The sequence below is a fragment of the Enterobacter sp. JBIWA005 genome, from assembly GCF_019968805.1.
GTDB lineage: Bacteria > Pseudomonadota > Gammaproteobacteria > Enterobacterales > Enterobacteriaceae > Enterobacter > Enterobacter vonholyi.
Map to the genome: position 1 here is coordinate 915,989 of NZ_CP074159.1, position 25,852 is coordinate 941,840.

The window sequence follows — 25,852 nt, forward strand, 5'->3', positions numbered from 1 at the left end:
CCAGTGAAACACCCGGCGCTTGGCCGGGTGAGTGAGCGTTAAACCAGATCGGAGGCGTCTGCACCTTCGCTGATATCGTCGAAGTCATCCGGCGCGGCCACACCGCCGCCAGCGAACGCGTCACCGTCGCGCAGGAACTGGACGCCACCCAGCGATGCGTTAACGCGTTTGCCGAAGTTGTTGTCCTGCGCCCAGATGTCGATTACGGCATTGACGTAGCAACCGGCGTAAGGACGGCCATCAGCCTGGATTAGCGGGGAACGGTCGCGATCGATAACTGCCGGGCGTGCTTTGTTGGCAGCGTTCAGGAAGAAGTTGCCCGGGAAGCCTTCGTATTCGGCTTTCTCGTCACCATCATGCAGGCATAGGTTGAGCTTTTTCTCCAGCTGGCTGTAAATGGTTTCCCACTTCTCACCCCATTTTTCCTTCGCTACCTGCTTCAGCGCTTTGCGGACTTCGTCCAGCTGCGGATGTTTCGGATCCATCAGGAAAACAGCAGAGAAGCGCGGGTCGCCTTCGCCGTTCACGGTTTTTGCTTCGAACAAAGCAGGGAAAGCCAGACGGACGTTGTTCAGTTTAATTTTCATGGAGTCGTTCCTTAATCAGATGAGGTCTGCGGCGAGCGCGTCGTCGGACACGTCGTCGAAATCGTTAACAGGGTTGATATTGAGCGCTGGGCGCGGGTCGGATTCGGGGGCGACGGTAGGCTTACCGTCAGCGCGGGTGATCAGCGCTTCGACTTTCGTCCAGCGGCGAGGGCTGGCCTTTTTGATAAGCTTCTCTGCTTTGGTCGGGCTAATCAGCTTAAGGTCGAAAACCTCCTCAGTTTTATATCGGAACTGGTCTTTCAGCAGCGCGCGGGCGGCTTCTTCATCGCTCCAGGCGCGGTTACCCTGTTTGCCAGTAACCAGCTTAAAGCCCGGTACCGGATGCCCGGCGTTCAGCTCACTGTTCACCCGGTCGCGCACAGCTTTTAGCCACGATTCGATAAAATCGGCCTGGCTGTATGCCTCCGCCAGTTGTTCGGCGGTGAGCAGTGGCACATGCTTAACTGCTTCCGCCAACTGCTCGCCAGTAGGTTGCGTCAGGTCGACGAAATCGCCAGCGATAGTGTCGAAGTGCAACTGCTGCCGCGCGGTACAGATAGCGCTGGCTTTGCAGAACCGGCATTGTTTCTCACCGGGTGTGAAGTTTTCCAGCGGCAGGGTTTCGACGCCTTCGCAATCGGCGATGTTGAACATCACGATCACACTGGCCGCCGCCTCCTGCGCTCGCTCGCCGAACGCCTGGAGCTCTTCCACCGTCAGAGCCCACTCTGAAACGTGGTTAAGCCGCGGCTGGTGGATGAACAGGCGCACCGTCTCGAAGTCATACAGCATGCTGAACTGCTCGAGCGCGCCCAGGGCATACAGCTGCAGCTGCTCGTTCTGCTCAGCATCGACGCGCACACCCTTACCGTATTTCAGGTCGTGGATCTGCAGCTCGTTGCCCGCGATGATGACACCGTCGGCGGTGCCGAATGACTCGTCTACGCCCACGATATGGGAGAAGTCGACACGCTGCTCGACCAGCAGCTCATTGCCCTGCGACAGCGCCCAGACGGTGTCGACGTAACGGCCAACGGCTTCGACCATTTCCTCATCTACCTGTGGGCCGGAAGTATCATCCGGGTGCTCAGCAAGAGGATAGGAGCCGAGGAACATCGCGACGTTGCAACCTGCATAGTGCTCCGGGTGACTCTGGCGGTTGCGCAGCACCTTTTCGGCAAGTGCATGCGCTGCAGTACCTTCTAAAGCGAAGGACGTTTCTTTGTCTGGCTGAGTGGCCTCCAGCGCCAGACTACCGGGGCAGCGCATCCACCGATGCGCTGAAGACGGGGAAAGTCGTGCATGAACGTCTGGCATGATTAACCCTCCAGCGCTTTTTCAGCCTGAGCGATCACATCTGCGAGGTTCTCGTCAGCAACTTCGCCAAGTTTTTTGGCACCCTGTTTTTCCAGAATCGCCACCGCTTCGGCACGGTAACCACCTTTCGCCAGCTGGAGGATCATTCCTTCTGCCTGTTTACGCAGCGCCGCAAAATCGGTCTGTGCGCCAGCATTATCCCCGGCATCACCACCCGCTTCGGTACCACCTTTTGCCGCGTTTTTACGCGCGAAATCTTCCTGCAGCTGGAGGTACTCAACTTTAGTGATCTCGATATGGCCCTTTTTAAGCAGTTCGTTCAGCTTTCGTAGGGTATGAAGCTCGCTGGCGGCGGAGCCATCAACGTTCTTGCAGTAGAACGGCCCCGTGCGTTCTTCATCCTTACCGCTGGTTTTTGGCTTAACTTCATGTCGCCCATCTGCTGGCGCGTCCAGTAAACGCTCGGCAAACTCACGGCGTGCCGCGATGGTCGGTAAATCATCCCAGAAGCGCAGGATGTTACGTGACAGGTCAAGTAATGCTGGCTTGTTAAGATGGCCGGCGCGTTTAACAGCCTGCAGGGCGCTGTCCAGCGCGTCGATCTGCACAACGCGCTTCTCGCCTTCGGCGTCGCGATAATCAACCACGCGCTGAACCATCGTTTCGCTGAGCTCCTGCGCGTCCGGGTAAAATGCAGCCAGGGCGATAATGTCGCTGAACTCCAGATCGTCCAGCGTAACTTTGCGGATAACGGTATTTTCCGCTTTGGTTTCCGGTACCGTTTCGCGGTATTCCTGCACCTCTGCCACGGTGTCCGCGCGGAGAGGTACGCCAGAGGCCAGCGCGGTGATAAGACGTTCCAGCAATTCGTTGTTACGGGTTACCAGCTGGTTATTAAGTTCCAGATTTGTTTCTAAGCTCATACTGCGTTCCTCGCTACAAGGAGAATGAAGGTAATAGCCAGGCCGAACGCAGTAGCGAGGGCCAGACCGGTAATAATGTCGAAATGTTTGCGGCGCCAGCGGAGCACGTCGCGCCCCGTCAGCCGGTGGAGGTGTTCAGGTTTCATCGGTAGTGCTCCAAAAAAGAGCCCCTCTTGTGAGGGGCAAAGACTACACACAGCAATGCAATGGACTTAATGAAGCGCCTGACAGACGCTTTATAAATTCACTGCACGCCCCATCTTCGGGTCGTTTCAACTTGCGTGACTTATCAGCTCGTCGCGGTGTGGTCCTCTACGCTTACCGTACGCATACGGACTCGGCGCTTACCTCGATCCCATCGGGTGCCATTTCGTTTTGCCAGGAGCACAGCGGCTTACCTGTCACGCGGTTCTGTTTGTTAAAGAGCTCGTTAAGATTTCTGTATAGATATCTTAACCTTTGATGCATAGTTAAGACCTCTAAACCTTTAAAGTCAAGAGTTGGAGTTAAGAAAAGTGTACTTTTTTGCAAATTGGTAAAGAAAAGCCCGCTATTAAGCGGGCCGCAGAAGAGGGGAAAGCTGTTTTACAGGAGAACGGAATACCAGAATACTTGGCCTATGATGTTTATCTTATTTGCCTCATGGTAAAAATAATCTTCATCTGCGTATTCATCCCGGTTAAACGAGCGAACTCTGATACCGTTTGGTAGGCGGTACAATAGCTTTACACGTAACAGTCCATCTTGGTCTATCGCATACATCTGACCATCTTTTATCCCGGTCTTTGATGTATCGACACCGACTACCGCCCCGTCAGGTAAAACCGGCTCCATGCTATTACCGTGTACGCTAACGCAAGCGGCACAGCCTGCGTCCACACCAGCTTTACGTAGAGTGGATTTTGCAAATCGCAATTTACATCCAGAGCGATCCAGTTCTACGTAAGTGCCATCCCCTGCGGATAGTTCAATCTCGTGGTAGAAAGGTATTTCCACTTCATCATCCTCTAATGGCGTGGTTGAGTCCCATGTTGAAAAAACACCCTCTGCTCTAGCGTTTGATGTGATCTTTTTATCGTCAGAAGGTTTGCCAGTGAGTAGCCACTCTGGGGATGTACCCAAAGCATCAGCCAGGTTGACCAGGTTTTTACCATTAGGCGCTGTAGAGCCTGATTCCCACTGGGAAATAGTAGCTTTTGTGACCTTAATTCGTTTAGCGAGCGCGTCTTGAGTCATTTTTACATTGCGGCGTGCTTCGCGAATACGTTCGTTAATCATGGTGTTACCCCTCATATGGTTTAGTTAGCTTAACCTAGTTAGGGTATCGTTTTCTTGACTTATATGTTTAGTTTTCTTAACCTCAGTAAATCTATACATGCCCAGGAAAACGGATATGAAAAAGACCAGAGCCATTGAGCTAGCGGGCAGCAAAGCGAAACTCGCCCGATTATTGAAGGTTTCTAAAGGTGCAGTATCTCAGTGGGGTGACGAAATCCCAGAGTTGAGAGCTCTGCAGCTTGAAAAGTTACTGAGCGCTAATAAAAAAACTCAAGCCAGACAAAAGGCGTAACCCATGCCAGAGAAAAAGATCTGGGGGGCGACGCCTGACGAATGGTTCCACTTCGATCTGGTGCTGGGGCGTACTGACCAGCTGCTGCCGGTCGTGTGCAAACCGGGCGCGGCCATTTCCCCCGACAGTAAACTGAAAGCGCTGGGCAAAACGCCGAGCCGCTATAACCGTGACCGTCTGGTCACCGGCATTGCTCAGTGGACAGAGCACGTCGTAACCGAGCACGATTTTGCCCGCTGGTCGAACGAACCGGATTACGGTATCTGCGTGCGTACAGGTCATGGCTGGCTGGCGCTGGACTGTGACAGCGAAGACGAAGATATCCAGGCCGATATTCGCAAAACGCTGGTGCAACTGCTGGGCGAGCTGCCGCCGCGTCGCTGGCGCGCCAACAGCAACAAATGCCTGTACCTGCTGGCCGTTGACGGCGATTTCCGTAAGCGTATCCACCGTCTGGCGGGCGATATGGGGATTATCGAGCTGCTGGCCAACGGCCAACAATTCGTTGCCTGTGGTACGCACAGCAGCGGCGCGCGTATTGAGTGGGACGGCGGTCTGCCGGACGAGCCGCCAGCCATTACTGCTGACCAGCTCGAAACCCTCTGGCAGCGCCTTGCTGAACAGCTGCCTGTGTCGGTCACCACCGAAGCGGGCAGCACGAAGATGCGCGACCGCTCAACGTTCACGCCCGGTGCCACGGACGATACAGCCGAATACCTCGATGCCTATGGCTGGACGCTGCTGGACGGCGCGAACGGCGAGCGATATATCCGCTGCCCGTTCGAGGATGGCCACAGCACCGGCGGCGACCCGACCAGTACGGTTTACTTCCCGGGCGGTACCGCGGGCTTTGAGCAGGGCCATTTTAAGTGCCTGCATGCCAGTTGCGCTCACCGTGACGACGGCGATTTCCTTAACGCCATCGGGATCCGCAACGACGATTTCGAAGACCTGACCAGCACCGAAGTGGCCGAGCCATTACCGCTGCCTGCGTTCGAGCGCGACAAATGGGGTCGCATCGAGGCCACCATCAGCAACGCGGCCAAAGCCGTTGTGCGTCCTGACTTTGTGGACATCGATATTCGCTTCGACCAGTTCCGCGACGAAATCATGTTCGCCCAGGCGGGCTCCGGCCAGTGGCAGGCATTCACCGATGCGGACTATGCGCGCCTGCGCATCACGATGGAAAAGCGAGGCTTTAAGCCTGTTGGGCGTGAGCTGATACGCGACGTTGTCCTGCTGGCCGCTGACGAACAGCCTTTCGACTCGGCGACTACCTGGCTGAACGGGCTGGAGTGGGACGGCGTGCCGCGTATCGAAACTTTCTACCATACGCACTTCGGTACCGCCGACACGCCATACACTCGCGCGGTGTCCATGTACATGTGGACGGCGCTGGCGGGCAGGGTGCTGGAACCCGGCGTCAAAGCCGATATGGTGCCGATCCTTGTCGGTCCCCAGGGCTGCGGTAAATCCTCCGGCGTGGAGGCGCTTAGCCCCGACCCGGCATTCTTCACTGAGATCTCATTCGCTGAGAAAGACGACGACCTCGCACGCAAGATGCGCGGGCGCCTGGTGGCGGAGATTGGCGAGCTGCGCGGACTCAATACCAAAGAGCTGGAAAGCATCAAGGCATTCGTGACGCGCACGCATGAGAACTGGATCCCTAAATACCGGGAGTTCGCCACGCAGTTCCCGCGTCGCCTGGTGTTCGTCGGTACCACCAACGAGGACGAATTCCTCGCTGACAAGACCGGTAACCGCCGGTGGTTGCCCGTTGAGGTGTCGAAAGTCGACGTGAAAGCGATAAAAACCGACCTCCTTTTGCTGTGGGCTGAGGCCCGCGAGACGTTTAAGCGCCTTGGCGGCATCCAGTTCCGCGATGCTGAGCGGCTCGGTGCGAGTGTCCATGAGCAGTACACCATTAAGGACGCGTGGCTCGAAACGGTCGAGAAATGGCTCGACACGCCCGACCTGATGACTAACGACATTCCTCGAAATTGCGAATTTTTACGCGCTAGCGACGTTCTGCGCGATGCGATTGGCTTAAACCCCAGCCACATCGGAAAACGTGAAGAAATGCGAATTAGCAATGTTTTGCAAAATTGCGGTTATTCGCGAGTTACTCGACGCGTTGAAGGCAAATTAATGAAGATTTGGCAGCGGGCGTAACCACCTGTTACCACCTTAAAGTTGAGGCGGTAACAATTTAACTAATTGAAATTTAATGAATGTTACCACTGTTACCACTGTTACCACCTATTTACTAGAAACCCCATATATATATATAAGTCGATTTGGGAAAAGGTTATAGAAAGGCGGTAACAGTGGTAACAGGTGGTAACACGTCGAACATGTAATTTTTTGCGGGTAGCGATATGCAAACACGATTTGATCCCACCACGGCGATTAACGAGCGCCAGAAGCTCAATAAAATCGCTCTCTATGCTCGCGCGTGCGCGCGTTTTGCGAGGTGACCCATGCCAGTTGTTGCAACGTTCAAAACAGACTGGTTCCGGGTGATTAACGACATCACGCGCAGCGGTATTCCCCTGCAGGAGATTGCCAGAGAGCTCGACGTGTCGAAGTCTGCTATCATCGGCTGGAAGCAGGGCGCAGCACCGAACCACCATACGGGCGAAGCGCTGATAGATTTCTGGTGCTACGTGACACAGCGCCCACGCTCCGAACTGCCAGCGCAGGTCACATCACGGCGTTTTGTTTACGCCTGGCGATCGAAGCGTCTGGCACCATGAAAACTTGCAAAAACAGGGCGTTCACCGATAAAAAACGCTATGCAAAAACCGCCCTGTTTTATGCACGATTTATGCAGTCCATTTTCACCACTTCCAGCAAGTAAACCGCAACAAATAAACCCTTCACGCATTTAACGTAATGAGTCCACTTTTGCTGGTGCGCGCAACGTCCATTATGTTAAATCGGCCCTGTTTTTAACAAATCTTCCATTTGGTCGGGATCCCGACCGCGACCCCATTTCACACTTACGGCTCAATCATCACAGGAGCCACCACAATGGGCCGACCAAAGAAACCTATCGAAGTACCGGGGCAGGAACCTGAAACGGGCGCAGAGCAGCAGACAGACGCAGAGAACCGCCTTACCGCGACTGGGATCCTGACCCTTAACGCTGACGGCCAGCGCGCAGAGCAGGAGGTTATCCAGCAGCGCGTTGCCAGCCTGCTGGACGATACCGCACTTGCTGAGCGCAATACTCTGCTGGGTACCATCAACGAGCAGGGCGCAGCCATCATCGCCCGCTTTGAAGAGCTGGCCTTCACCGACCTGGCTGACCAGCAGCTGACCGACAATCTTGAATTCCTCCAGCTCGTCAAAAAAGCCACCACGGCGGAGCCAGCCGCGCCACTGGGCTACGTGACGAACGACGAGGGTAAACCTCAGCCTGTGACGGGTAAGCCCGTTCTGACTGAGCACGGCTGGCACGTTCCGGGCTAAAAGGGGAAGCGTTATGTGTGGAGGTGGAGCACCAAAGGTCGTACAGACCGACCCGCAGGCCGAAGCGGATGCAGCTGCCGACGCAGCGGCAAAAGCGGCAAACGCAGATGCTGCAGCGCGCAAGAAGCGCAAGAAAGGCTCGTCCCTTCTCGCCAGTGGCGCAGAGGGTGCAGCTGATTCTGGCAGCTCTCTGCTGTCATCTGGCGCGCAGGCAGCGCAACAGAAAAACACTCTGGGGGCGTAACTGATGGATGAACTCGCCGTTAAGCTGATTAAGCGTTCCGACACGCTGAAAGCCAACCGTCAGCAGCATGAAAGCGTCTGGCGCGAGTGCTATGACTACACCTATCCGCTGCGCGGCGCGGGATTCTCTGACGAAGTGCTCGACGCTCAGAGCGCAAAACACAAGGTGGCGAAGCTACTGGATGGCACCGCCACCGACAGCGCACGCATGCTGGCCTCTGCGCTCATGTCCGGCATGACCCCGGCAAACGCGCAGTGGCTGAATCTAGACAGCGAATCGCTGCCGGACGATGCCAAAGCCTGGCTGTCCGAGTGCGCCACGCTGGTATGGGAAAATATCCACGCCGCCAACTTCGACGCCGAGGGCTACGAGGCCAATCTCGACGTGGTATGCGCTGGCTGGTTCGTCCTGTACATCGACGAGGACCGCGAAGAGGGTGGCTACACCTTCCAGCAATGGCCGCTGGCACAGTGTTATGTCACGTCCACCCGCAAGGATGGCATCGTGGACACGATCTACCGCCGCTACCAGCTTACCGCTGAGCAGGCCATCAAAGAATTCGGCGCGGACAAGGTCAGCGAAAAGATCCGCGACGCGGCGAAGAAAAAGCCCGACGATAAATTCGATTTCCTGCACTGCATTTTCCCGCGCGAAACCTACATGGTCGATGCCCGCCTGGCGAAGAACATGCGCTTTGCGTCGTACAACGTCGACGTGAGCAACAAGCAGATTGTGCGTGAATCTGGTTATCACGAATTCCCGTGCTGCGTGCCGCGCTGGATGAAAATCCCCGGCGGCTCCTACGGCATCGGCCCGGTGTACGACGCGCTGCCGGACTGCAAAGAGCTGAACGAAACCAAACGCATGGAGAAAGCCGCGCAGGATCTGGCTATCTCCGGCATGTGGATTGCCGAGGACGACGGTGTACTCAACCCGCGTACGGTCAAGGTAGGCCCGCGTCGCATCATCGTGGCGAACAGTACCGACAGCATGAAACCGTTGCTGACAGGTGCAGATTTCCAGGTAGCGTTCACCGCAGAAGATCGCCTGCAGGCATCAATCCGCAAAATCATGATGGCCGACCAGCTGCAGCCTCAGGACGGCCCGGCCATGACCGCCACCGAGGTGCACGTGCGCGTCGCGCTGATTCGCCAGCTGCTCGGCCCGGTCTATGGACGGTTCCAGGCTGAATATCTCCAGTTGCTGGTGGTGCGCTGCTTTGGCATCGCTTTCCGCGCTGGCATCTTCTCCCCGCCGCCGGAGAGCCTGCAGAACGCCAATTTCAACGTGCGTTACATCTCGCCTCTGGCACGCGCCCAGAAGCTGGAAGACGTAACGGCAATCGAGCGCCTCGGCGCTAACGTTGCGAATCTCGCTGGTATCAGCCAGGACGTTGTTGATCTGATTGACACCGACGAGGCCACGCGCGTAGTGGCTGATGCGCTCGGCGTCCCGGCCAAAGTTATTCGATCATCCGATGCTGTGGCGGACCTCCGCAACCAGCGCCAGAAAGCACAGCAGCAGGCGGCTCAGCAGCAGCTCATGATGCAGGCTGGCACTGAGGCGGCAGGAGCCGCAGGGCAGACCGCTGGCGCGGCAATCGGGCAACGACTGGCAGGTAACCAATGAGAATAAAACAGGCCACACCTCAGGACTTTAAGCGCATTTTCGAAGAAATGCCTGGTGGCTCTCAGGTGCTGGAAGAATTAACGCGCCGCTTCGGGCGTGCGGCGTACGTCCCCGGCGGTACCGAGGGCGACCGCGAAACGTGTTACAGGGCAGGGCAGCGATCCGTACTGGATTACATCCTGCGCGAAATCAACAAGGCCGATGGAGTAGAAGACGATGTGGAAGCTTAAACACTTATTCATGAATGCTGAGCCTGGCGCAGAACAGCCTGGCGGTGGTAACGGAGGTGGTGAAGATGGCGGCAATAATCCGGGTGCTGGTGAACCTTCTGGTAATTCTCTGCTCAGCACCGGCGCGGGCGAGCCGGGTGCTAATGACTGGCTACCTGAGAAATTCCGCGTTATGGGCGAAGACGGAAAGCTCAGTATTGAAAGCTCTGCCCGCAAACTGGCGGAAAATTACACTCACCTTGAAAAACGCATGGGGAGCGGCGACGCACCGCCGAAAACGGCAGATGAGTATGCACCTAAGGTAGAGGTTGAGGGGTTCAACTGGGAAGAATTCAAAGCCGATCCGCGCATGCAGGGCTTCATGAAAACAGCCCACGCCAAAGGCATCACCAACGATCAGATGAGTTTTATCCTGGGCGAATACGCGCAGCGCGCTCCCGAGCTGGTGGGCGGTGCCGCGGCTCTGGATGCAGAATCTGCAACCACGCAGCTGCGTGAAGTGTGGAAGACTGACGCAGAGTTCAAGCAAAATATCGGTCTGGCTTTCCGTGCGTTTAATTCGCTGGTTGACGACGCCGACAAAGGCCGCATTGACGAGATCGGCAATAACCCGATGGTTATCCGCATGCTGGCTAAAGTCGGTGCTGAAATGCAGGAAGATGCGCCAGCGGGCGGCGATGTGAACCTCGAAGAGCAGCAGACCATTCGCGACCTGATGAAATCCCCGGCGTACATGGACCCCAAAAACCCAGACCACGAACGCGTTTCTGCGAAGGTCAAAGCGTATTACCAGAAACGTTACGGCGATCAAACTGTAGCGTGACATGTCACAGAGCCAACACCAAAAGCCAGCGGGTCAGGCTGGCTTTTTCATTTGGTCGGGATTCCGACCGCACACCTCGCTAACAATCTCCCCACAACCAGCCCGGCGGGGACGCCGGATAACTGAATTTTCCCGCAGTGCGTAAGCGCCACGCGCATTGTGTTAATCGGGCCGGGCAACCGACAACCCAGCAGGCGATATTTTCTGAAGTGATTGTTATGCCATTTGATGCCAATAAGAACATGATCACCGCTGCGTTTATTACTCAGTTTCATGATTCTTTCGAAATCGCCGCGCAGCAGAAGGATTCCCGCCTGCAGGCTGCGGTAAACGACCGGGGGATGATCACCGGCGAGGCGTTCACCATCAACGATATGGGCACCATCGAAATGACGCAGATCACCACGCGTTTCGGTGACACCGTATGGGACCTGCCAGAAGCTGGCACCCGTAATGCGTTGATGGCGGACTACGGTGTATTCGTACCCGTTGAAAAACGTGACCTGCGTAAACTGCTGGCCGACCCTCAGGGGCCATATCTGCAGCTGACCCTGGCGGCCTCCAACCGCAAAAAAGACGATATAGTCTATCGCGCTCTGCTTGGTTCGGTGCTGCGTAAAACGTCCAGCACTGGTGCGTACACCCCTGTGGCACTGCCAGCATCGCAGAAAATCGTAGCTGGCGGCACGGGCATGACCAAAGCCAAGCTGATCGCGGCGAAAGCGATGTTCCGCCGTAACGAATGCGACGAACAGAACGGTGAAGAGCTGTATATCACCTACAACGCCGACATGCTGACGCAAATCCTCAGCGATACCACGCTGACTTCTGCCGACTTCATGGCGGTGAAAATGCTGCAGGAAGGTGCTGTGTCCGGCAATTGGCTCGGCTTTAAGTGGCTGGCTTACGAAAAACTGGATTCTGTGACCGCAGGCTCTCCGGCCGTGACCACAAAAACCGCCGTTGCATGGTGTAAATCTGCTGTGCATTTCGGTACCGGCGCTGAGTACAACGTCGATATTGGTCCGCGTCGCGATAAAAATAACACCATTCAGATCTCTGTTGATGCGTCTTACGGTGCTGGCCGTGCTGACGAGAAAAAAGTCGTCGCCATCGATTTTGTTGCTTAATGCCGCTGGTGTTTTTGCCGGGGTACACCCCCGGCCTTTTTTCATCTGAGGTTCTGCCATGACTTCGAGTGTTTCTATCTGCTCAAACGCACTTCTGGCGCTGGGTGCACACCCGATAAATGATTTCGACGAAGACACGGATCATGCCCGTCTTTGCGCCAACCTTTACCCTACTGTCCGCAATAAATTACTGCGTGCTCACCCGTGGAACTGTGCGATAAAACGCGTTGTGCTCTCGCCTGTCAGTGCCGCGCCTGTCTTCGGGTACGGTTATCAGTTTTCGCTGCCGGGTGATCTGATTCGCGTCCTCTCCGTGGGAGAGCCACGGGATGATGCTGATTACCGTATTGAGGGGGGCCGGCTGCTGGCTAACGTCGATGCGATTCGTCTGCGTTATATCTACCGTAACGAGGATGAGTCTACATGGGATGCCGCATTGGTGGATGTTGCTGAAATGATGATGCAGTCCAAACTGGCATACGCGGTGACCGGGTCAGCCAGCCTGCGCGATAGTCTGGCACAGGAGGCTGCATTCCTTCTTAAACAGGCAAAAGCCGTCGATGGGCAGGAAGACCCGCCGGAAGAGCTGGGCGGTTACCCAACTTATGAGTCGAGGTTCTGACATGCGCGCGAACCTTATAAAAACCAATTTTACAGCTGGCGAAGTTTCCCCTCGCCTGATGGGGCGCGTTGACATTGCCCGCTACGCCAATGGCGCGAAGGTTATCGAAAACGCGGTGGTGGTCGTGCAGGGTGGTGTTGTCCGCAGACCTGGCACCCGTTTTGCGGCAGCCACAAAATTTGGAAATAAAAAATCCCGCCTTATTCCCTACGTGTTCAACCGTTCCCAGGCCTACATGCTTGAATTTGGCGACGGCTACATGCGTATCTATCAGAACGGTAAGCAGCTGGTTAACGGCGACAATACGCCTTATGAAATCGCCAGCCCATACACCGCCGATATGTTGTCTGCTGTGAATTATGTGCAGGGTGCTGACACTATGTTCCTGGTGCATCAGTCCGTGAAACCTCACCGCCTGCAGCGCCGTGGTCAAAAAGACTGGGTGCTCGAACCTGCACCGTTCATCGTAGAGCCGTTTGACGAGGTGCGCGATACACCGCAGAAATGGTGTAAGCCATCCGTCAAAGAATTCGTAGGCTCTGACATTACGTTGACCCTGAGCGATGCTGACCCGGGGAGCAGCGCTACACCGCCTTTTACTGGTGCAGGCTGGGTCGCTCAGGACGTTGGCTCTTACGTTCGTCTTAATGGTGGTCTGGTTCTGATTAAAAGCATCACCAGCGCGCAGATTGCCGTCGGTACCATCCGCAGTGACTTAACGGCAACGCAGGCTGCATCACCGGGATCATGGACGCGTGAGGACACGGTCTGGACCAATGAATTTGGGTACCCCGGTGCGGTGACACTTTACCAGCAGCGCCTTGTACTGGCTGGTTCGCCAAAATATCCGCAAACAATCTGGTGGAGCGAAACAGGCGTTTATCTGTCCTTTGAGATTGGTACCGAAGATGATGACGCGATCAGCTTCACGCTTTCTTCTGACCAGCTCAACCCGATTGTGCATCTGGCACAGATGAATACCCTGATTGCACTGACCTACGGCGGCGAGTTTACGATCACCTCCGGCAACGATGCAGCTATTACACCGACCAATATCTCGGTAAAAAATCCGAGCCCGTACGGCTGCAACGGGATCCGCCCGGTGCGCGTTGGTACCGAAATCATGTTTGTGCAGCGCGCTGGCCGCAAACTCTACGCAGTAGCGTACGACCCCGACAGCTTTGTTTCATATTCAGCAAACGATATGACGGTGCTGGCCGAACACATCACCGCGGGTGGTGTGCTGGATATGGCCTATCAGCAACAACCAGACGCGTTTATCTGGATGGTTCGGGCTGATGGCGTTGCAGTTACGATGGCTATTGACCGTGGTCAGGATGTTATTGCCTGGTCCAGACAGGTCACCGACGGCGCATTTGAGTCAGTGGCTACCATCCCGTCCGATTCCGACGATGTGGTTTATGCGATCATTCGCCGCGAGATAAACGGTCAGGTTGTTCGTTATGTTGAGGTGTTCGACAGCAAGCTTTATACCGATGCAGCTGTTACCGGGACAAGTAGCGCAGGTTCCGATATATGGACCGGCCTTTCCCACCTTGAGGGCCAGACGGTTGACGTAGTTGCCGACGGTGCTGTTATGCCTCAGTACACAGTTTCCTCAGGCCAAATCACCCTCTCGCGCAAGGCTAAAAACGTAGAAATCGGCCTGCACTTCGAAAGCACGATCGAAACGCTTTCCCCTGAGGTTCAGACGACGGAGGGTACCACGCAGAACGCGAAGAAGCGCACCAGCGAAGTGACGATGCGTTTTCTCGATACTACAGGTGCAGAGTGCAACGGCCAGGTTATTCCGTTCCGTCGGTTCGGGCCGAAAATCCTCAACCAGCCCGCGCCACTTTTCACCGGCGATCATTTCTGGGGAAAACTCGGCTGGGAGCGCGGGGAAGACACCTTGACAATTCAGCAGCGCCAGCCGCTGCCATTCCATCTTCTCGCAATCATTTTCACGTTCACCAGTAACGGGGGCTGACATGGTACGTAACGCAACGGCCGGGGATATTCCGGCGCTGATTGAACTGGGTGCGCGGATGTATATCGAATCCCGCTATTCGCAGAATTCCCCCTTTGATGAGGAAAAGTGTGCAGACCTGGCACGCAGCATTATCGCGTCACCCGCAGGGTGCGTGTTGGTTGCCGAAAAAGACGGTGTTGTCATCGGCTGGATGGCTGGCGGGATTGCTGAGCAGTGGTTCAGCCGCCAGTTAATGGCCTTTGAGTATGGGCTCTTTGTCGCCCCAGAGCATCGCGGCGGCACTGCTGGCCCGCGTCTCGCTAAAGCATTTATCAACTGGGCGAAAGAACACGGCGCAGCGCTCATAAATATGGGTATCACTACGGGCGTACATGAAGAACGTACCGGAGAAATGTATTCCCGTCTTGGCCTGAAACGCTCTGGCTTGCTGTATTCAATGGAGGTTTAAAAATGTGTACTGGCGTGGAAATTGCGGCTATCGGCGCATCTGTTCTTGCTGCCGGCGGAGCGGTTTATAGCGGACAGCAACAGAAGAAAATGTCCAACTATCAGGCCGCACAGGCGGAAGCCGACGCCGAAGCTGCGCAGGCAGCAGCGCGGGTAGAGGCCGATCGCATCCGTAAAGCGGGGCGGGCACAGGCCGCCGCAGCGCGCGCTTCTCTTGCAGGGTCTGGGGTGGACACGGGGGAAGGTACGGCGCTGCGTATTCAGTCTGAGATCGTCGGTGATGCCGAGCAGGATGCTTACCAGACCATTTTGAATGGTACTAACCAGGGCGCCAGGCTGAATGCGCAGGCGTCCGCAGACCGCATTAGCGGCCGTAATGCTTCAACATCGGGCTACATCAGCGCAGGCAGTTCTCTACTGAGCGCTGGTGGTACGGCGTATAACGGCTGGAAAAAAGCAGGGAGTAAATAACCGTGAGAATTCCAACGGGTAATTTTGGCAACGTTACGCCACAGGCTAACCAGACTCGCATCGGTGTCAGTAATGTCGGCCAGATCGGTAATGCTGTTGCTGGTCTGGGGGCCGTGCTGGGGCAGACTGCAGAGGATTTCCAGCGTACGCAAGATAAAGCAGATGTGGCGGCCACACAGGCAATACTCACCGATCTTGATGCGAAATCCAGCGACCGATGGGAAAACCCAGAGACGGGCGCGTTAGTCACCCGGCAGGGGTTCAAGTCCTCCGGGGTAGGACTCGATATGGATAAGCTGGATTCCTCAGACTATGAAGAAGCCAGAAAGCGCGTACCGCAAAGCCAGCTGCAGTATTTTGACGCCCAGTGGAAAGCCGGACAGATTCGTCGCGCCAGCACCTACAACAGCTTTGAGCGCAGCCAGACAGAACAGGCCCAGCGCCAGCAGCTTGACGCAACGGTTAAATCATCCGTTGAGCAGGAAGCGGGGGCATTTGACGATCCGCAGGCTGCTGCGTTAATTCGTGGTGCACGGCAGCACTCAATTTCATTGTATGGCCAGGCACAGGGATGGTCACAGGAGCAAATCGATCAGGCGGTTTCTGAGGCCAATTTGCGGGCTATGGACCAGCGAGCCCAAAACTATGCGGTAACCAATCCTCAGGGCTGGTTAAATGGCGATTTTCCCGTGAAAGATGCCGGTGCGCTAGATATGCGCGCCATCGGGATTGTTGAATCTGGCGGTAAGCATTTCAATGCTGACGGCAGTATTATTACTTCTCCCGCAGGTGCACAGGGGAAATACCAGCTTATGCCGGACACGGGTAAAGAGCTGGCGGCGAAGCGCGGTGTAGAATATAACCCGGCAGACGAAGAGCAAAATGCCCTACTGGCGAGCGATTACGCAAACCAGCTTTACGGCAAATATGGTTCTGAGACTCTGGCTGGTGCCGCTTATAACTGGGGCATGGGTAACGTTGACAAACTGATCGACAAAGTGGGCGACCCGCGCAAGGGTGAAATTTCCGAGTCTGATTTTATCAGGAAGCTTCCCTCTGAAACTCGCGGATGGCTGGCCCGATACCGTAAAAACAAAACAGGCCTCGATCCTGTTTCTGTTAACAAAATCGATAACATTGCTGAGTCAAAAATCCGTGAGCAACGTACGGCTCTGCGCGAGCAAATAGACCCCATCCTGAATAATACGATGGTGCAGCTGTATAACGGCGAAGTGCCTGATGCGATGCCCGATAAAGCCTCTATCATGTTTGCGTATGGTGAGCAGGGGGCAAAGGCTGTTAAGCAACTCGACATCGCGATCAACAACGCCAAAACCTTCCAGGCGATACAGTACGTTTCCCCAGAACAGCAGCAGGCTGAAATTGCGAAGTTAAAGCCCGAGGCAAACGATCCGGATTATGCGCTGAAACTTGATGCTTACGGCAAACTCGGCTCGCTGGTGCTAAAAAGTAATGAGGTGATACAGGCGCAGCGTGATATCCGTCGTTTTAACGAAGCGTTGTCTATGGGCGAGAAACTTGACCCTACCAATAAATCCATGCAAAAAGCCGCCGACGCGACGCCGACGGCGCAAAATTTCCGTATTAACGACGCCACTACCCACGACGGGATCGTACAGCAGGTGGCCCAGACCGGGATCATCCCTTCGCAGGTAACCACCCAGTTATCGGCGATTTCCCGCGCGCGCAGTCCTGAGGCGGTCCGTCAGGGGGCCGAGTTATTTAATCGTCTCTATGACACAGATCCCGCGTCCGTTGGCGACATGCCAAAGGATATGCAGGGATTTTATCTTACTGTTAAGCAGCTTACCGATTCTGGCATGGCATCCGAAACCGCTATTGAACAGGCGCAGAATCTGACCTACAACCAGACCGATGCGCTCAAGGCGCAGCTGGCGTCGACCCAGAGCACCAAGGAGTATAAAAAAGACCGCGGTAAGGCGATGGATTCTGCGGTGAGCAGTATGTCGCAATGGTTCCGGTTCGATCCCTCTGCAGACGATCAGACACCCGAGGCTGCGCGGTTCCGCAACGATTACCAGTCTCTGTATGACATCAACTACCGCACAACCGGCGGTAATGCAGATGCAGCGAAGAAAATGACAAACCAGCAGATCGCCCGTACATGGAGCATAAGCGAGGTAAACGGCGGCGCTAAGTTCATGAAATACGCGCCTGAGGCACTTTATAACTACGGTCCGTCAGGCTGGCATGCGGCGCAGTGGAAAGAAGAAAAAGAAAGCCTGATGTACGGCGAACGCAAGGGCGACATCATTACCAGTCCGGCCCAGTTGGGTATCACTTCCGGTAGCGCAGTGCCGGTTACCAGCAAAACGCCAGAGTCACGAATTGGCGGCGAACTGGAGATTACCCCTGATGTGCTGACGGCCCGCAATGGCGATTACGCCATCATGGTGCGGACAAAAGACAAGGACGGTATTGAAGCGGTGCAGCCGTTCTACGACAAATTTGGCAGGCCGATGCGCTGGAAGCCGTCCTTAGAAGAGTGGGCGCCATACAAAAAAATGCAGGAAGAGCGTGAAGAGCATGATCGCAATGAGCTGCAACGCGGTCAGGATATTCGCGGATTCAAAGATAAGCACCGCGCGCTCGACGAACAATATAAGCGCCTGCACAACGAGCGTATGGACAGGGTTAAAAATTACTTTTCGTGGAGCACTGAATAATGCCGGTATACGCCACTCCTGAAGAACTGAATAACGGATTCACTCCGACGGGTAATGTCCTGGCGGCACCTACAGGATTTGATGTGCCTTTACCCGAAGGTACCAACCCTGAGCCTCAACAGGATGAGCCCTCTGTCTGGGGGGCAGCATTTCGCCAAAATAACCTGCTTGGCGAAATGTTCCGCCCGGCCAAACAGTTTGAGCCGGTAGAGGGTTATAACCCTTATGCGGATAAAACCGAGCTGCACGGGTACGAACAGTGGGGCTCGGCGTTTGCTGATTCCCGATCGCCGGAGGAGACCGCCTGGCTGAAACAACAGATTGACGACGAAAACGAGGACCGCAGGGTACTTTCCGAGGCTGGCGGCGAAGGTGTCCTCGCCAGCATTGCAGCCGGAGTGGTAGACCCTGTCACCGTAGCTTCCATGTTTATCCCCGGTGCGCAGGGCGGCGCGGTTGCCCGTATCGCGTCGCAGGCTGCAATCGGTGCAGCTGCAACAGCAGCGAGCGAGGTTGCACTAAATAACCAGCAGATCACCCGCACATGGGGGGAAAGCGCTTCCCACGTCGCAGCGGGTGCGTTGATGAGCGGCGTATTCGCTGCTGCCGGGGCTGCGTTATCGCCATCTGTTCGCACTGCGGCCACGCGCGAAGTGGCTGACGCGCTCGATAATATGAGCATCACGTCAGCGACGGACACAGCTGCTGCCTCGCTCCCCGAAGGGGGCAGCGTCGGCGCGGCGAGAATCAGTGAGGCAACGCTCGAGGATCTCACTCCTGCAGCTGGCGGTCCGGTTGGTAAACTGGCACGCAAGGCGGGCAGTTATCTGACGCCGTTCACCCGTCTTATGGAGTCACCGTCCAAAACCTCCCGCCGTACGGCGCTGGAGCTGGCAGAAAATAACTACACACTGTAGGGTAACGCCCGGGGTATTGAGACACCTGTCGCGGCAGAAACCCGCGTTCGCGGGTGGCGTCGTGAAGAGGCCGCCGTCGTGGTGACGAACAAGCAGGCCTACAGCCAGTATAAAGCCGCTGGCGGTGACCTGAGTTTTTCCCAGTTCCGAGAGGAAGTCGGTAACGCCATGCGCAGTGGCGATGTGCATGCTAATCCGGTTGTGCAGGAAGCGGCGCAGGCAATGCGCACCGTGGTTAACCGGGTGAAAGTGGCGCAGCAAAAGCTTGGCCTGCTGCCGCCCGACGAGGAACTGAAAGCCATCGGCCAGGAAAGCTATTTCCCCCGCGTGTACAAAGTCGGCAAGATCGTCAACGAGCGTGATAAATTCCGCGAGATGCTGGTCGACTGGTGGTCGCGCGGCGAAAAAACCATGTCCCGCGAAGAGGCGGAAATTACTGCTGATGCCACGATCAACAAAATCGTCGGCGCAAAAATTCCTCAGGATTTTGCGAACGTCTTTATGGTGAAAGCGGCAGGCAGCACCCGGTCGCGTACGCTCAGCGTTCCCGATCGCCTGATGAAAGATTATCTGGAGAGCGACGCCAATTATGTACTGCAGCGTCATATCCGCGAGGCGTCAGCAGAGGTTGAGCTGACGCGCGCATTCGGTAACAAATCGCTGGAAAAGCAGCTCAAGGATATTCAGGATGAATACGATGCGCTGATGCGCCAGAACCCCAAAGACCAGGCGAAGCTGGCGAAAGCCCGCGATAACGATATTCGTGATATCACTGCGCTGCGCGACCGTCTGGCGGGTACCTACGGCATGCCGGACGATCCATCATCATTTTTCGTACGTGCTGGCGCGTTCCTTCGCAGCGCTAACTTTGTCACCAAGCTGGGTGGTATGACCGTTTCCGCTATTCCTGATCTCGCCCGCGGTGTGATGGTTAACGGGTTTGGCAATACCATGCGCGGCTACTCTGCGCTGATAACCCGGTCGCCGGCATTCAAGGCCAGCCGGGCCGAACAGTTAAAAATGGCCGTCGGGCTGGAAACTATCCTGCATACCCGTGCGCGTACGATGGGTGACCTGGTAGACAGTTCCGCCCGCACTACAGCGGTAGAGGCGGGAATGGAGCGCGTCACTGATGCGTTCGGCAAGCTCACGCTGATGGGCCACTTCGACGATATGAACAAATCGGTAAACGGCATGATCACCTCCGACGGAATTCTGTCCGGCGCGTTCGCTGGCCGCCGCCTTGCCAAACTCGGCATTAACGACAATATGGCCGCGCGTATCCGCAGCGAATTCGAAAAGCACGGTGAGGTTATCGATGGCTGGCATATCGGTAATTTTGAAAAATGGGACGATCAGCACGTGGCGGGGGTATTTCAGTCTGCTGTACTCAAGGACGTTAATAACACCGTTATCACGCCGGGGATCGGCGATACGCCATTATGGGCCAGTACGCCACTGGGTAAGACCATCTTCCAGTTTAAATCTTTCGCTACCGCATCCTACAACCGCGCTACACTGGGCGGCCTACAGGAGGGAACGGGTCAGTTTTATTACGGTACCGCTTTCCAGATTGGTCTCGGCGCACTGACATACGCGCTGAAACAGTCTGCAAATGGTAAAGAGGTTGACTGGTCGCCTCAGAAACTGGCCATTGAGGGTATCGACCGTTCCGGTATTCTCGGCCCGCTGATGGAATATAACAACATGGCAGAAAAAGCCTCCGGCGGTATGGTGGGACTGGGTGCACTGCTCGGTACCGGAACGCAGTCACGTTATGCCAGCCGTGGTTTTATCGGCTCTGCGCTTGGGCCAACGTTCGGCCTGCTCGATACCGTTACCGATGTGACCGCTGGCGTGCTCAACGGTGATGCTGGCGATCGGGTACTGCATAACGTGCGTACGCTGCTGCCGGGTAACAATCTGTTCTGGATCGCTCCACTGATAAATCAGGTCGACCCCGGCATGCGTTAATGGCAAGGGTAAGGCTACGTGTAATATAGCCTTACCTTTACTTTTTAAAATAATTGTTTAAACGTCTGATATAACCTTCACAGCCACCCATATTACCATCGTAATTGTAGTTCTTGATGGTGCCTTTCATATCTGTCGCTATCTGGATTTTGCACGCATACTCAACAGGGACGTATCCCGTTTCTGTTGTTGTGCCATAAAAAGAAGTATTTCCAACAGTGCCGAATGTGGTTTGCGGTGTGGAATACATCGCTACCCCATTGGTTTTATTAGCCCATGTATAAACTTTGGTGTCGTCAAACTGTTGTTCTTGTGTCGGGTAGCCGAGAGCCTCGAAAGCAACGCTTTTGTCTTTTCCTTTAAGAGCATTTAAGCCTTCATCCATTTGCCCGAATGTTGCACATCCAGTGAGCATCAGGACCCCATAAAGTATTGCTTTTTTCATTAATTTTCTCCTTGTTAAAGTCAGGATTCCGACCTTGAAAAGAATACACCATAGCTCTGGGATAACAACGGGGCTTTTTTATGCATCAGGATTACAAAACACGCCTTAGTGCGCTTAGCGATAAACTCACCGACGCGGTGCTCGAAGAAGCCGATCCGGATAACTGGCCGGGGGCGGGGAAGAGACCGAGCGAGCTGACCAAAGACGAACGCGGCGACCGCTACTGGGACAAGAAAAACGCAGCGGCATCGCTGACGCTGCTGATTAAAGTGCATTCTCTTATCGGTATGCAGACGCGCGGCGGTACGCCTTCTGATAACCCCGGGCAGGATGATGAAGCTTTTGCGCTGGGTCAGCAGGTATCGAAGGCTGAGCGTGAAGCGGCCGCAATTATTGAGCGTCTGCAGAAAGGGAAAAAATGATTTCGTTCCTCGCCTTCTTTCTAATGTGGGCGGAGCGAATGAACTGGGACGTTCCGGACTGCCACTACCAAGCCTGCCACTGGCTGGAGCATCGCGGCAACCTCGCGGTGCTTCGCTGTTTCCGTGGTTTCGGTAAATCAACCATCCTTGCGGTCTATAACGCCTGGCGATACTACTGCGATCGTCAGTACCGTATTTTGCACCAGTCTGAATCCGACGGTACCGCGTACAAAACCAGCCGAGATACGCAGAACGTTCTGCGCAACCATCCTTTGACCAAAGGCATGTTACCGGACGGGCAGGGCACGGTAGAGCAGTGGTGGGTCAATGGCGCGCTGGATTTACGTAACGGCAGCATGTACGCAAAAGGCATTCTTTCTAACGTTACCTCCGCCCGAGCTAACGAATGCCAGAACGACGACGTGGAGGTACCACGTAATATCCAGACGCCGGAGGCGCGCGAAAAGCTGCGCTATCGCCTGGGAGAGCAAACCCACATCCTGATCCCCGGCGGCCGTAAGCTCTACATCGGCACACCACACACGCACGACAGCCTTTATGATGAGGTGGAGTCTATGGGCGCTGACTGTCTTACCATCCGGCTGTTTGATAAAGAAAAGCGTATTGAAGCGAAAGAGGCCTCGCAGCTGTGCTACGCCGTGCCTTTTCGCCCGGATTATGTTTTTGCTGGCATCCACAAGGCGGCGCGGCTGTTGGTCGAAAACGTGGATTATAAGCTGACCGCCGACGGCGTTGAGTTTGCGGCCGCACCGGACACGGTTATCGATTTTTATGCAGATTGCGCCTGGCCTGAACGGTTCACCCGTGAAGAAATGGAGAACCGCCGCAAAGAAACCCGCACGATTAACGAGTGGGATAGCCAGTATCAGCTGCACAGTAAACCTGTCGGAGACGTTCGCCTCGACCCTGACCGCATCCGGGAATACAACATTCATCCTCAAATTCGCTATGCGAACCGTACAGCTTCGCTGTGGCTGGGTAACGTGCAAATCGTTGGTGCGGTCGCCTGGTGGGATGTGGCAACCGGTAAAGTTAAGGCCGACGCCTCGGCGTTTTCTCTGGTACTTACCGACGCACGCGGCCACCTGTACTGGCATGTCTGCCAGGAGCTTACGGGAGAGTTGGCGGAATTCGACGATAACGACAAAATTACTGGCGGGCAGGTGGCGCAGATCAAAGAACTGGTTCTTAAATACCAGATCCCGGTTGTATGCGTTGAGGTAAACGGCCCCGGCAGCTTCGCAGGTAAGTTATTGCGTCAGGCGCTAAAGGGGACTGGATGCGGGGTTCGTGAGGAATTCAGTGTTGCCAATAAACAAAAACGCATCCTCGATGCGTTCGAAGCGCCGCTTTCTTCACGATTCCTGTGGGCTCATACCGATGTGCTCGACGGTCCGGTATACGACCAGATGCGTGACTTTAATCCGGTGGTGACCAACCAGCCGGACGACTTTATCGATTCCGGCGCGGGAGCCATAAGTCAGACCCCGGTACGTATCGGGAAAGTGGTCGGGATTCCGACCGGGCATGCGCGCGAAGATTGGCAGTTAAGTGACGGAGATCATCTGGTCGACGTCTATTATTAACCCGCCAGAGGTTCAAATCATGTCGGTACCCAACCAAACGCCATATATCATCTATAACGCAAACGGTCTGACGACTGTATTTCCTTTCGAATTTTATATTATCAACGTCAACGATATACAGGTATCCATAAACGGGACAATGGTTACCAGCGGCTATAGTGTTTCTGGCGCAGGTAATGTTGGCGGTGGAGATGTCATTTTTATCACACCACCCGCCAACGGTTCTGTTGTAATGCTGGAGCGCGTGGTACCGACATACCGGCTTACTGATTATCAGGACAACGGTGACCTGCTGGCCGGCACGTTGAACAAAGATTTCGACCGTCTCTGGATGGCAATTCAGCGCTCCTTTATTTATCTTGGGCTCGCTCTTCGCCGCCCGTTATTTGGTGGCCCATTCGATGCCGAGGGGTACCGGATTGCGAATATTGGAGATCCGGTAAATCTGCAGGATGCAGCGACCAGGAACTATGTCGATAACATTGCGCTGGGTCGTGTTTTACGTGTACCTGAAAGCTCAATTTCTTTGGTTCCACCTCTCGCTCAGCGTGCTAATAAAATACTTGCTTTCAATGATGCGGGTAACCCGATAGTGGTTTTACCTGAGTCTGGCTCAGCATCTGACGTTTTGATCGAGCTGGCAAAACCAACAGGCGCGGGTCTTGTCGGTACGACATCGGGTAAGACTGTCCAACAAGAAATTGATGCCGCTAAGCAGGAAATTGGTAAATTAGATAGCGATATCGATGTAATAAATTACGTAACATATAATGACGCTTCTTTTTATAAAAATTCCCTTGCTGATGGTGGAACTGTTTCAATTGAGTGCTACGGCGACAGCACCATGTGGGGAAGTACATCACTTAACTCTACTGTGCAGAACCCCGTAAACCCACCGGCAGTGTTTCAGCGGACAATGGACCTGTTGTTAGGCACCGGAAAGGTCAGAGTCACAAACAAAGCAATACGTGGAACTGCGCTTTTCTCAATGTTAGCCGGTACAGATGGTAGTGGCAGTACGTTCGAAGCAAAGATGCAGGCAACTACAGCAAGCTTAATATACTGCAATCACGCGCAGAATGACTGCAATTCATTCCTGAGAACGGTAGACCAGTATAAAGACGACCTGATTACTTTCGTTAATATCGTTAGAAAGTACGGCAAAACACCCGTGTTGGTCACGCCAAATATAACCATTGTTCTTGATGGCATTACCGAGGCGATGGCAAAGCGACTTCCTGCATTTGTTGATGCAATGCGATCGGTGGCTAAAGTAATGGGGGTTGATTTAGTTGATAACCACTATTACACCTTTAAAACAACCCGGTATGTGAGAGGTTATGACATCGTCCCTGATGGTGTCCACCCAGGCACTGACGTATACGCAATGTGTGGAAGAAACCTAGCAATTCCACTGATATCTGCACGAATCCTTAAGAAGCCTGGGGACATCAGCGGTCTGAGTAACGTCACATATCGTGATAATATTACGTCTGGCAGGAATTTCAGAAACGCTGACAGCTTGTTCACTAAGCAGCTGTCATGGGATGCAGTGGCATCGCAAACAGGAATCTATTACCCGTTTATCCTTGACAACCCAACTGATGATACAGTTATCGGAATTGGCGGTTTTCAGTGGGGCGGTGGTGGGAAAACGATTATTGGGTACAATGATTCTCTCTCTGATCTAAGACTTAGCGGCACTTTAGACCAGCTAAGGACTGGCGGCACCGACGAGAACGCATTTTATGTCCCTCCAATTTGTAAGCTACTCCCTGGCCTTCAGCTGATAAATATTCTTAACCACTCAGCATCAGGAGGCATCAGCTCGTCATTCTCAGGTATTATTCTGTTTAGCCGGCGGGATGTAAGTTCTGGGTATGTTGATGGATCCGGAAACACCCAAAGCAGGCCTATAATGGTTGGCGATGAAATAACATTCAGCTGTTATGTCAATGCTGGCGCCGGTGTTAACGAAAACCTTTTTGTTCTTACTGAAACGCTTAACACAACCACGGCCTGGCTAACATTGAATAATGGCGCTGGAACGATAACGCTTGGGATGAATGGAGGCGCTACGCTGACTGTAGCAACAGGCGTGCAAACAGGTATGTACAATGTCAGGTTGACGCTAAACACAAACAGAACTGTGAGCATTTTGTTTGGTGCAGTAAGTGCCACCACTGCAGCGGCATCGTCTCCACTGGCAACATGCTATGTGTCGACGCGAGGCCTGTATAACGTAAGGAAGCCATAAGCAATAGAGAATGGTCCCAAAGTGTTGTTTGTGATTTTGTTTGGATGTAGAGTCTGTGCAAA

At 54.6% G+C, this 25,852-nt stretch carries 22 protein-coding genes and 1 pseudogene; 18 read left to right on the top strand and 5 right to left on the bottom strand.

Features of this window, described 5'->3' with window-relative positions:
- Window positions 1-38: 38 nt before the first annotated feature.
- The 4 genes from KGP22_RS04310 to KGP22_RS04325 all read right to left on the bottom strand — a co-directional run bounded on the left by KGP22_RS04310 (window position 39) and on the right by KGP22_RS04325 (window position 4,105).
- Entirely contained in the window at window positions 39-587 is a 549-nt protein-coding gene (locus KGP22_RS04310) for a DUF2815 family protein (RefSeq protein WP_047747087.1), read from the bottom strand.
- A 15-nt stretch (window positions 588-602) separates the two neighbouring features.
- Window positions 603-1,904 (bottom strand): DUF2800 domain-containing protein, encoded by a 1,302-nt coding sequence (locus KGP22_RS04315; RefSeq protein ID WP_223581343.1) that lies wholly within the window; start codon window positions 1,902-1,904, stop codon window positions 603-605.
- A 2-nt stretch (window positions 1,905-1,906) separates the two neighbouring features.
- Window positions 1,907-2,827, bottom strand: a complete 921-nt coding sequence (locus tag KGP22_RS04320) for a hypothetical protein (protein ID WP_223581345.1) — start codon at window positions 2,825-2,827, stop codon at window positions 1,907-1,909.
- Window positions 2,828-3,412: 585 nt separating this feature from the next.
- A complete protein-coding gene (locus KGP22_RS04325) occupies window positions 3,413-4,105 on the bottom strand; it encodes a helix-turn-helix transcriptional regulator (RefSeq protein WP_223581347.1) in 693 nt (230 codons plus the stop codon).
- 115 nt (window positions 4,106-4,220) lie between these two features.
- Between KGP22_RS04325 and KGP22_RS04330 the strand changes: the two genes are divergently transcribed.
- The 15 genes and pseudogenes from KGP22_RS04330 to KGP22_RS04400 all read left to right on the top strand — a co-directional run bounded on the left by KGP22_RS04330 (window position 4,221) and on the right by KGP22_RS04400 (window position 21,059).
- Window positions 4,221-4,397 carry a Cro/CI family transcriptional regulator gene (locus KGP22_RS04330; RefSeq protein ID WP_023332177.1) on the top strand — a complete coding sequence of 59 codons (177 nt, stop codon included), beginning with the start codon at window positions 4,221-4,223 and terminating at the stop codon, window positions 4,395-4,397.
- A 3-nt stretch (window positions 4,398-4,400) separates the two neighbouring features.
- The gene (locus tag KGP22_RS04335; protein ID WP_223581349.1) at window positions 4,401-6,569 is read left to right on the top strand and encodes a VapE domain-containing protein; all 2,169 of its coding nucleotides are present in this window, start codon (window positions 4,401-4,403) and stop codon (window positions 6,567-6,569) included.
- Window positions 6,570-6,877: 308 nt separating this feature from the next.
- Window positions 6,878-7,153, top strand: a complete 276-nt coding sequence (locus tag KGP22_RS04340) for a hypothetical protein (protein ID WP_015571352.1) — start codon at window positions 6,878-6,880, stop codon at window positions 7,151-7,153.
- Window positions 7,154-7,430: 277 nt separating this feature from the next.
- Window positions 7,431-7,871, top strand: a complete 441-nt coding sequence (locus KGP22_RS04345) for a hypothetical protein (RefSeq protein WP_223581352.1) — start codon at window positions 7,431-7,433, stop codon at window positions 7,869-7,871.
- A gap of 13 nt (window positions 7,872-7,884) precedes the next feature.
- Window positions 7,885-8,115 carry a hypothetical protein gene (locus tag KGP22_RS04350; protein WP_015571350.1) on the top strand — a complete coding sequence of 77 codons (231 nt, stop codon included), beginning with the start codon at window positions 7,885-7,887 and terminating at the stop codon, window positions 8,113-8,115.
- Between the two features lie 3 nt (window positions 8,116-8,118).
- Window positions 8,119-9,744 (top strand): portal protein, encoded by a 1,626-nt coding sequence (locus tag KGP22_RS04355; RefSeq protein ID WP_223581354.1) that lies wholly within the window; start codon window positions 8,119-8,121, stop codon window positions 9,742-9,744.
- Window positions 9,741-9,974, top strand: a complete 234-nt coding sequence (locus tag KGP22_RS04360; protein WP_001619031.1) for a hypothetical protein — start codon at window positions 9,741-9,743, stop codon at window positions 9,972-9,974. The genes KGP22_RS04355 and KGP22_RS04360 overlap by 4 nt, the downstream gene beginning before the upstream one ends.
- Window positions 9,961-10,797, top strand: a complete 837-nt coding sequence (locus tag KGP22_RS04365) for a hypothetical protein (protein ID WP_223581356.1) — start codon at window positions 9,961-9,963, stop codon at window positions 10,795-10,797. Before KGP22_RS04360 ends, KGP22_RS04365 begins: the two co-directional genes overlap by 14 nt.
- Window positions 10,798-11,015: 218 nt before the next feature.
- A complete protein-coding gene (locus KGP22_RS04370; RefSeq protein ID WP_223581358.1) occupies window positions 11,016-11,927 on the top strand; it encodes a phage capsid protein in 912 nt (303 codons plus the stop codon).
- Window positions 11,928-11,985: 58 nt separating this feature from the next.
- Window positions 11,986-12,549, top strand: coding sequence for a hypothetical protein (locus tag KGP22_RS04375; RefSeq protein WP_223581360.1), 564 nt, complete (start codon window positions 11,986-11,988; stop codon window positions 12,547-12,549).
- A 1-nt stretch (window position 12,550) separates the two neighbouring features.
- Entirely contained in the window at window positions 12,551-14,539 is a 1,989-nt protein-coding gene (locus tag KGP22_RS04380; RefSeq protein ID WP_223581362.1) for a hypothetical protein, read from the top strand.
- A 1-nt stretch (window position 14,540) separates the two neighbouring features.
- Window positions 14,541-14,990 (top strand): GNAT family N-acetyltransferase, encoded by a 450-nt coding sequence (locus KGP22_RS04385; protein WP_223581364.1) that lies wholly within the window; start codon window positions 14,541-14,543, stop codon window positions 14,988-14,990.
- A gap of 2 nt (window positions 14,991-14,992) precedes the next feature.
- Window positions 14,993-15,460: a hypothetical protein gene (locus KGP22_RS04390; protein WP_219377389.1), complete on the top strand. Its 468-nt coding sequence runs from the start codon at window positions 14,993-14,995 to the stop codon at window positions 15,458-15,460.
- A 2-nt stretch (window positions 15,461-15,462) separates the two neighbouring features.
- On the top strand, window positions 15,463-18,168 hold the full coding sequence (locus KGP22_RS04395; protein ID WP_223581366.1) for a transglycosylase SLT domain-containing protein: 2,706 nt from the start codon (window positions 15,463-15,465) through the stop codon (window positions 18,166-18,168).
- A pseudogene (locus tag KGP22_RS04400) lies at window positions 18,168-21,059 on the top strand (hypothetical protein). The gene KGP22_RS04395 and the pseudogene KGP22_RS04400 overlap by 1 nt, the downstream one beginning before the upstream one ends.
- 37 nt (window positions 21,060-21,096) lie before the next feature.
- Here the strand turns inward: KGP22_RS04400 and KGP22_RS04405 are convergent.
- On the bottom strand, window positions 21,097-21,504 hold the full coding sequence (locus KGP22_RS04405; RefSeq protein ID WP_223581368.1) for a hypothetical protein: 408 nt from the start codon (window positions 21,502-21,504) through the stop codon (window positions 21,097-21,099).
- 80 nt (window positions 21,505-21,584) lie between these two features.
- Here KGP22_RS04405 and KGP22_RS04410 point away from each other — a divergent pair, with 80 nt between their 5' ends.
- Genes KGP22_RS04410 through KGP22_RS04420 form a run of 3 tightly spaced genes read left to right on the top strand, consistent with a single transcriptional unit; the run spans window position 21,585 to window position 25,790 of the window.
- A complete protein-coding gene (locus KGP22_RS04410; protein ID WP_223581371.1) occupies window positions 21,585-21,926 on the top strand; it encodes a hypothetical protein in 342 nt (113 codons plus the stop codon).
- Complete coding sequence (gene terL, locus KGP22_RS04415; protein ID WP_223581372.1) at window positions 21,923-23,533, top strand: phage terminase large subunit; 1,611 nt, start codon at window positions 21,923-21,925, stop codon at window positions 23,531-23,533. The genes KGP22_RS04410 and terL overlap by 4 nt, the downstream gene beginning before the upstream one ends.
- Window positions 23,534-23,552: 19 nt before the next feature.
- Window positions 23,553-25,790 carry a phage tail fiber protein gene (locus KGP22_RS04420; RefSeq protein WP_223581374.1) on the top strand — a complete coding sequence of 746 codons (2,238 nt, stop codon included), beginning with the start codon at window positions 23,553-23,555 and terminating at the stop codon, window positions 25,788-25,790.
- Window positions 25,791-25,852 lie beyond the last annotated feature (62 nt).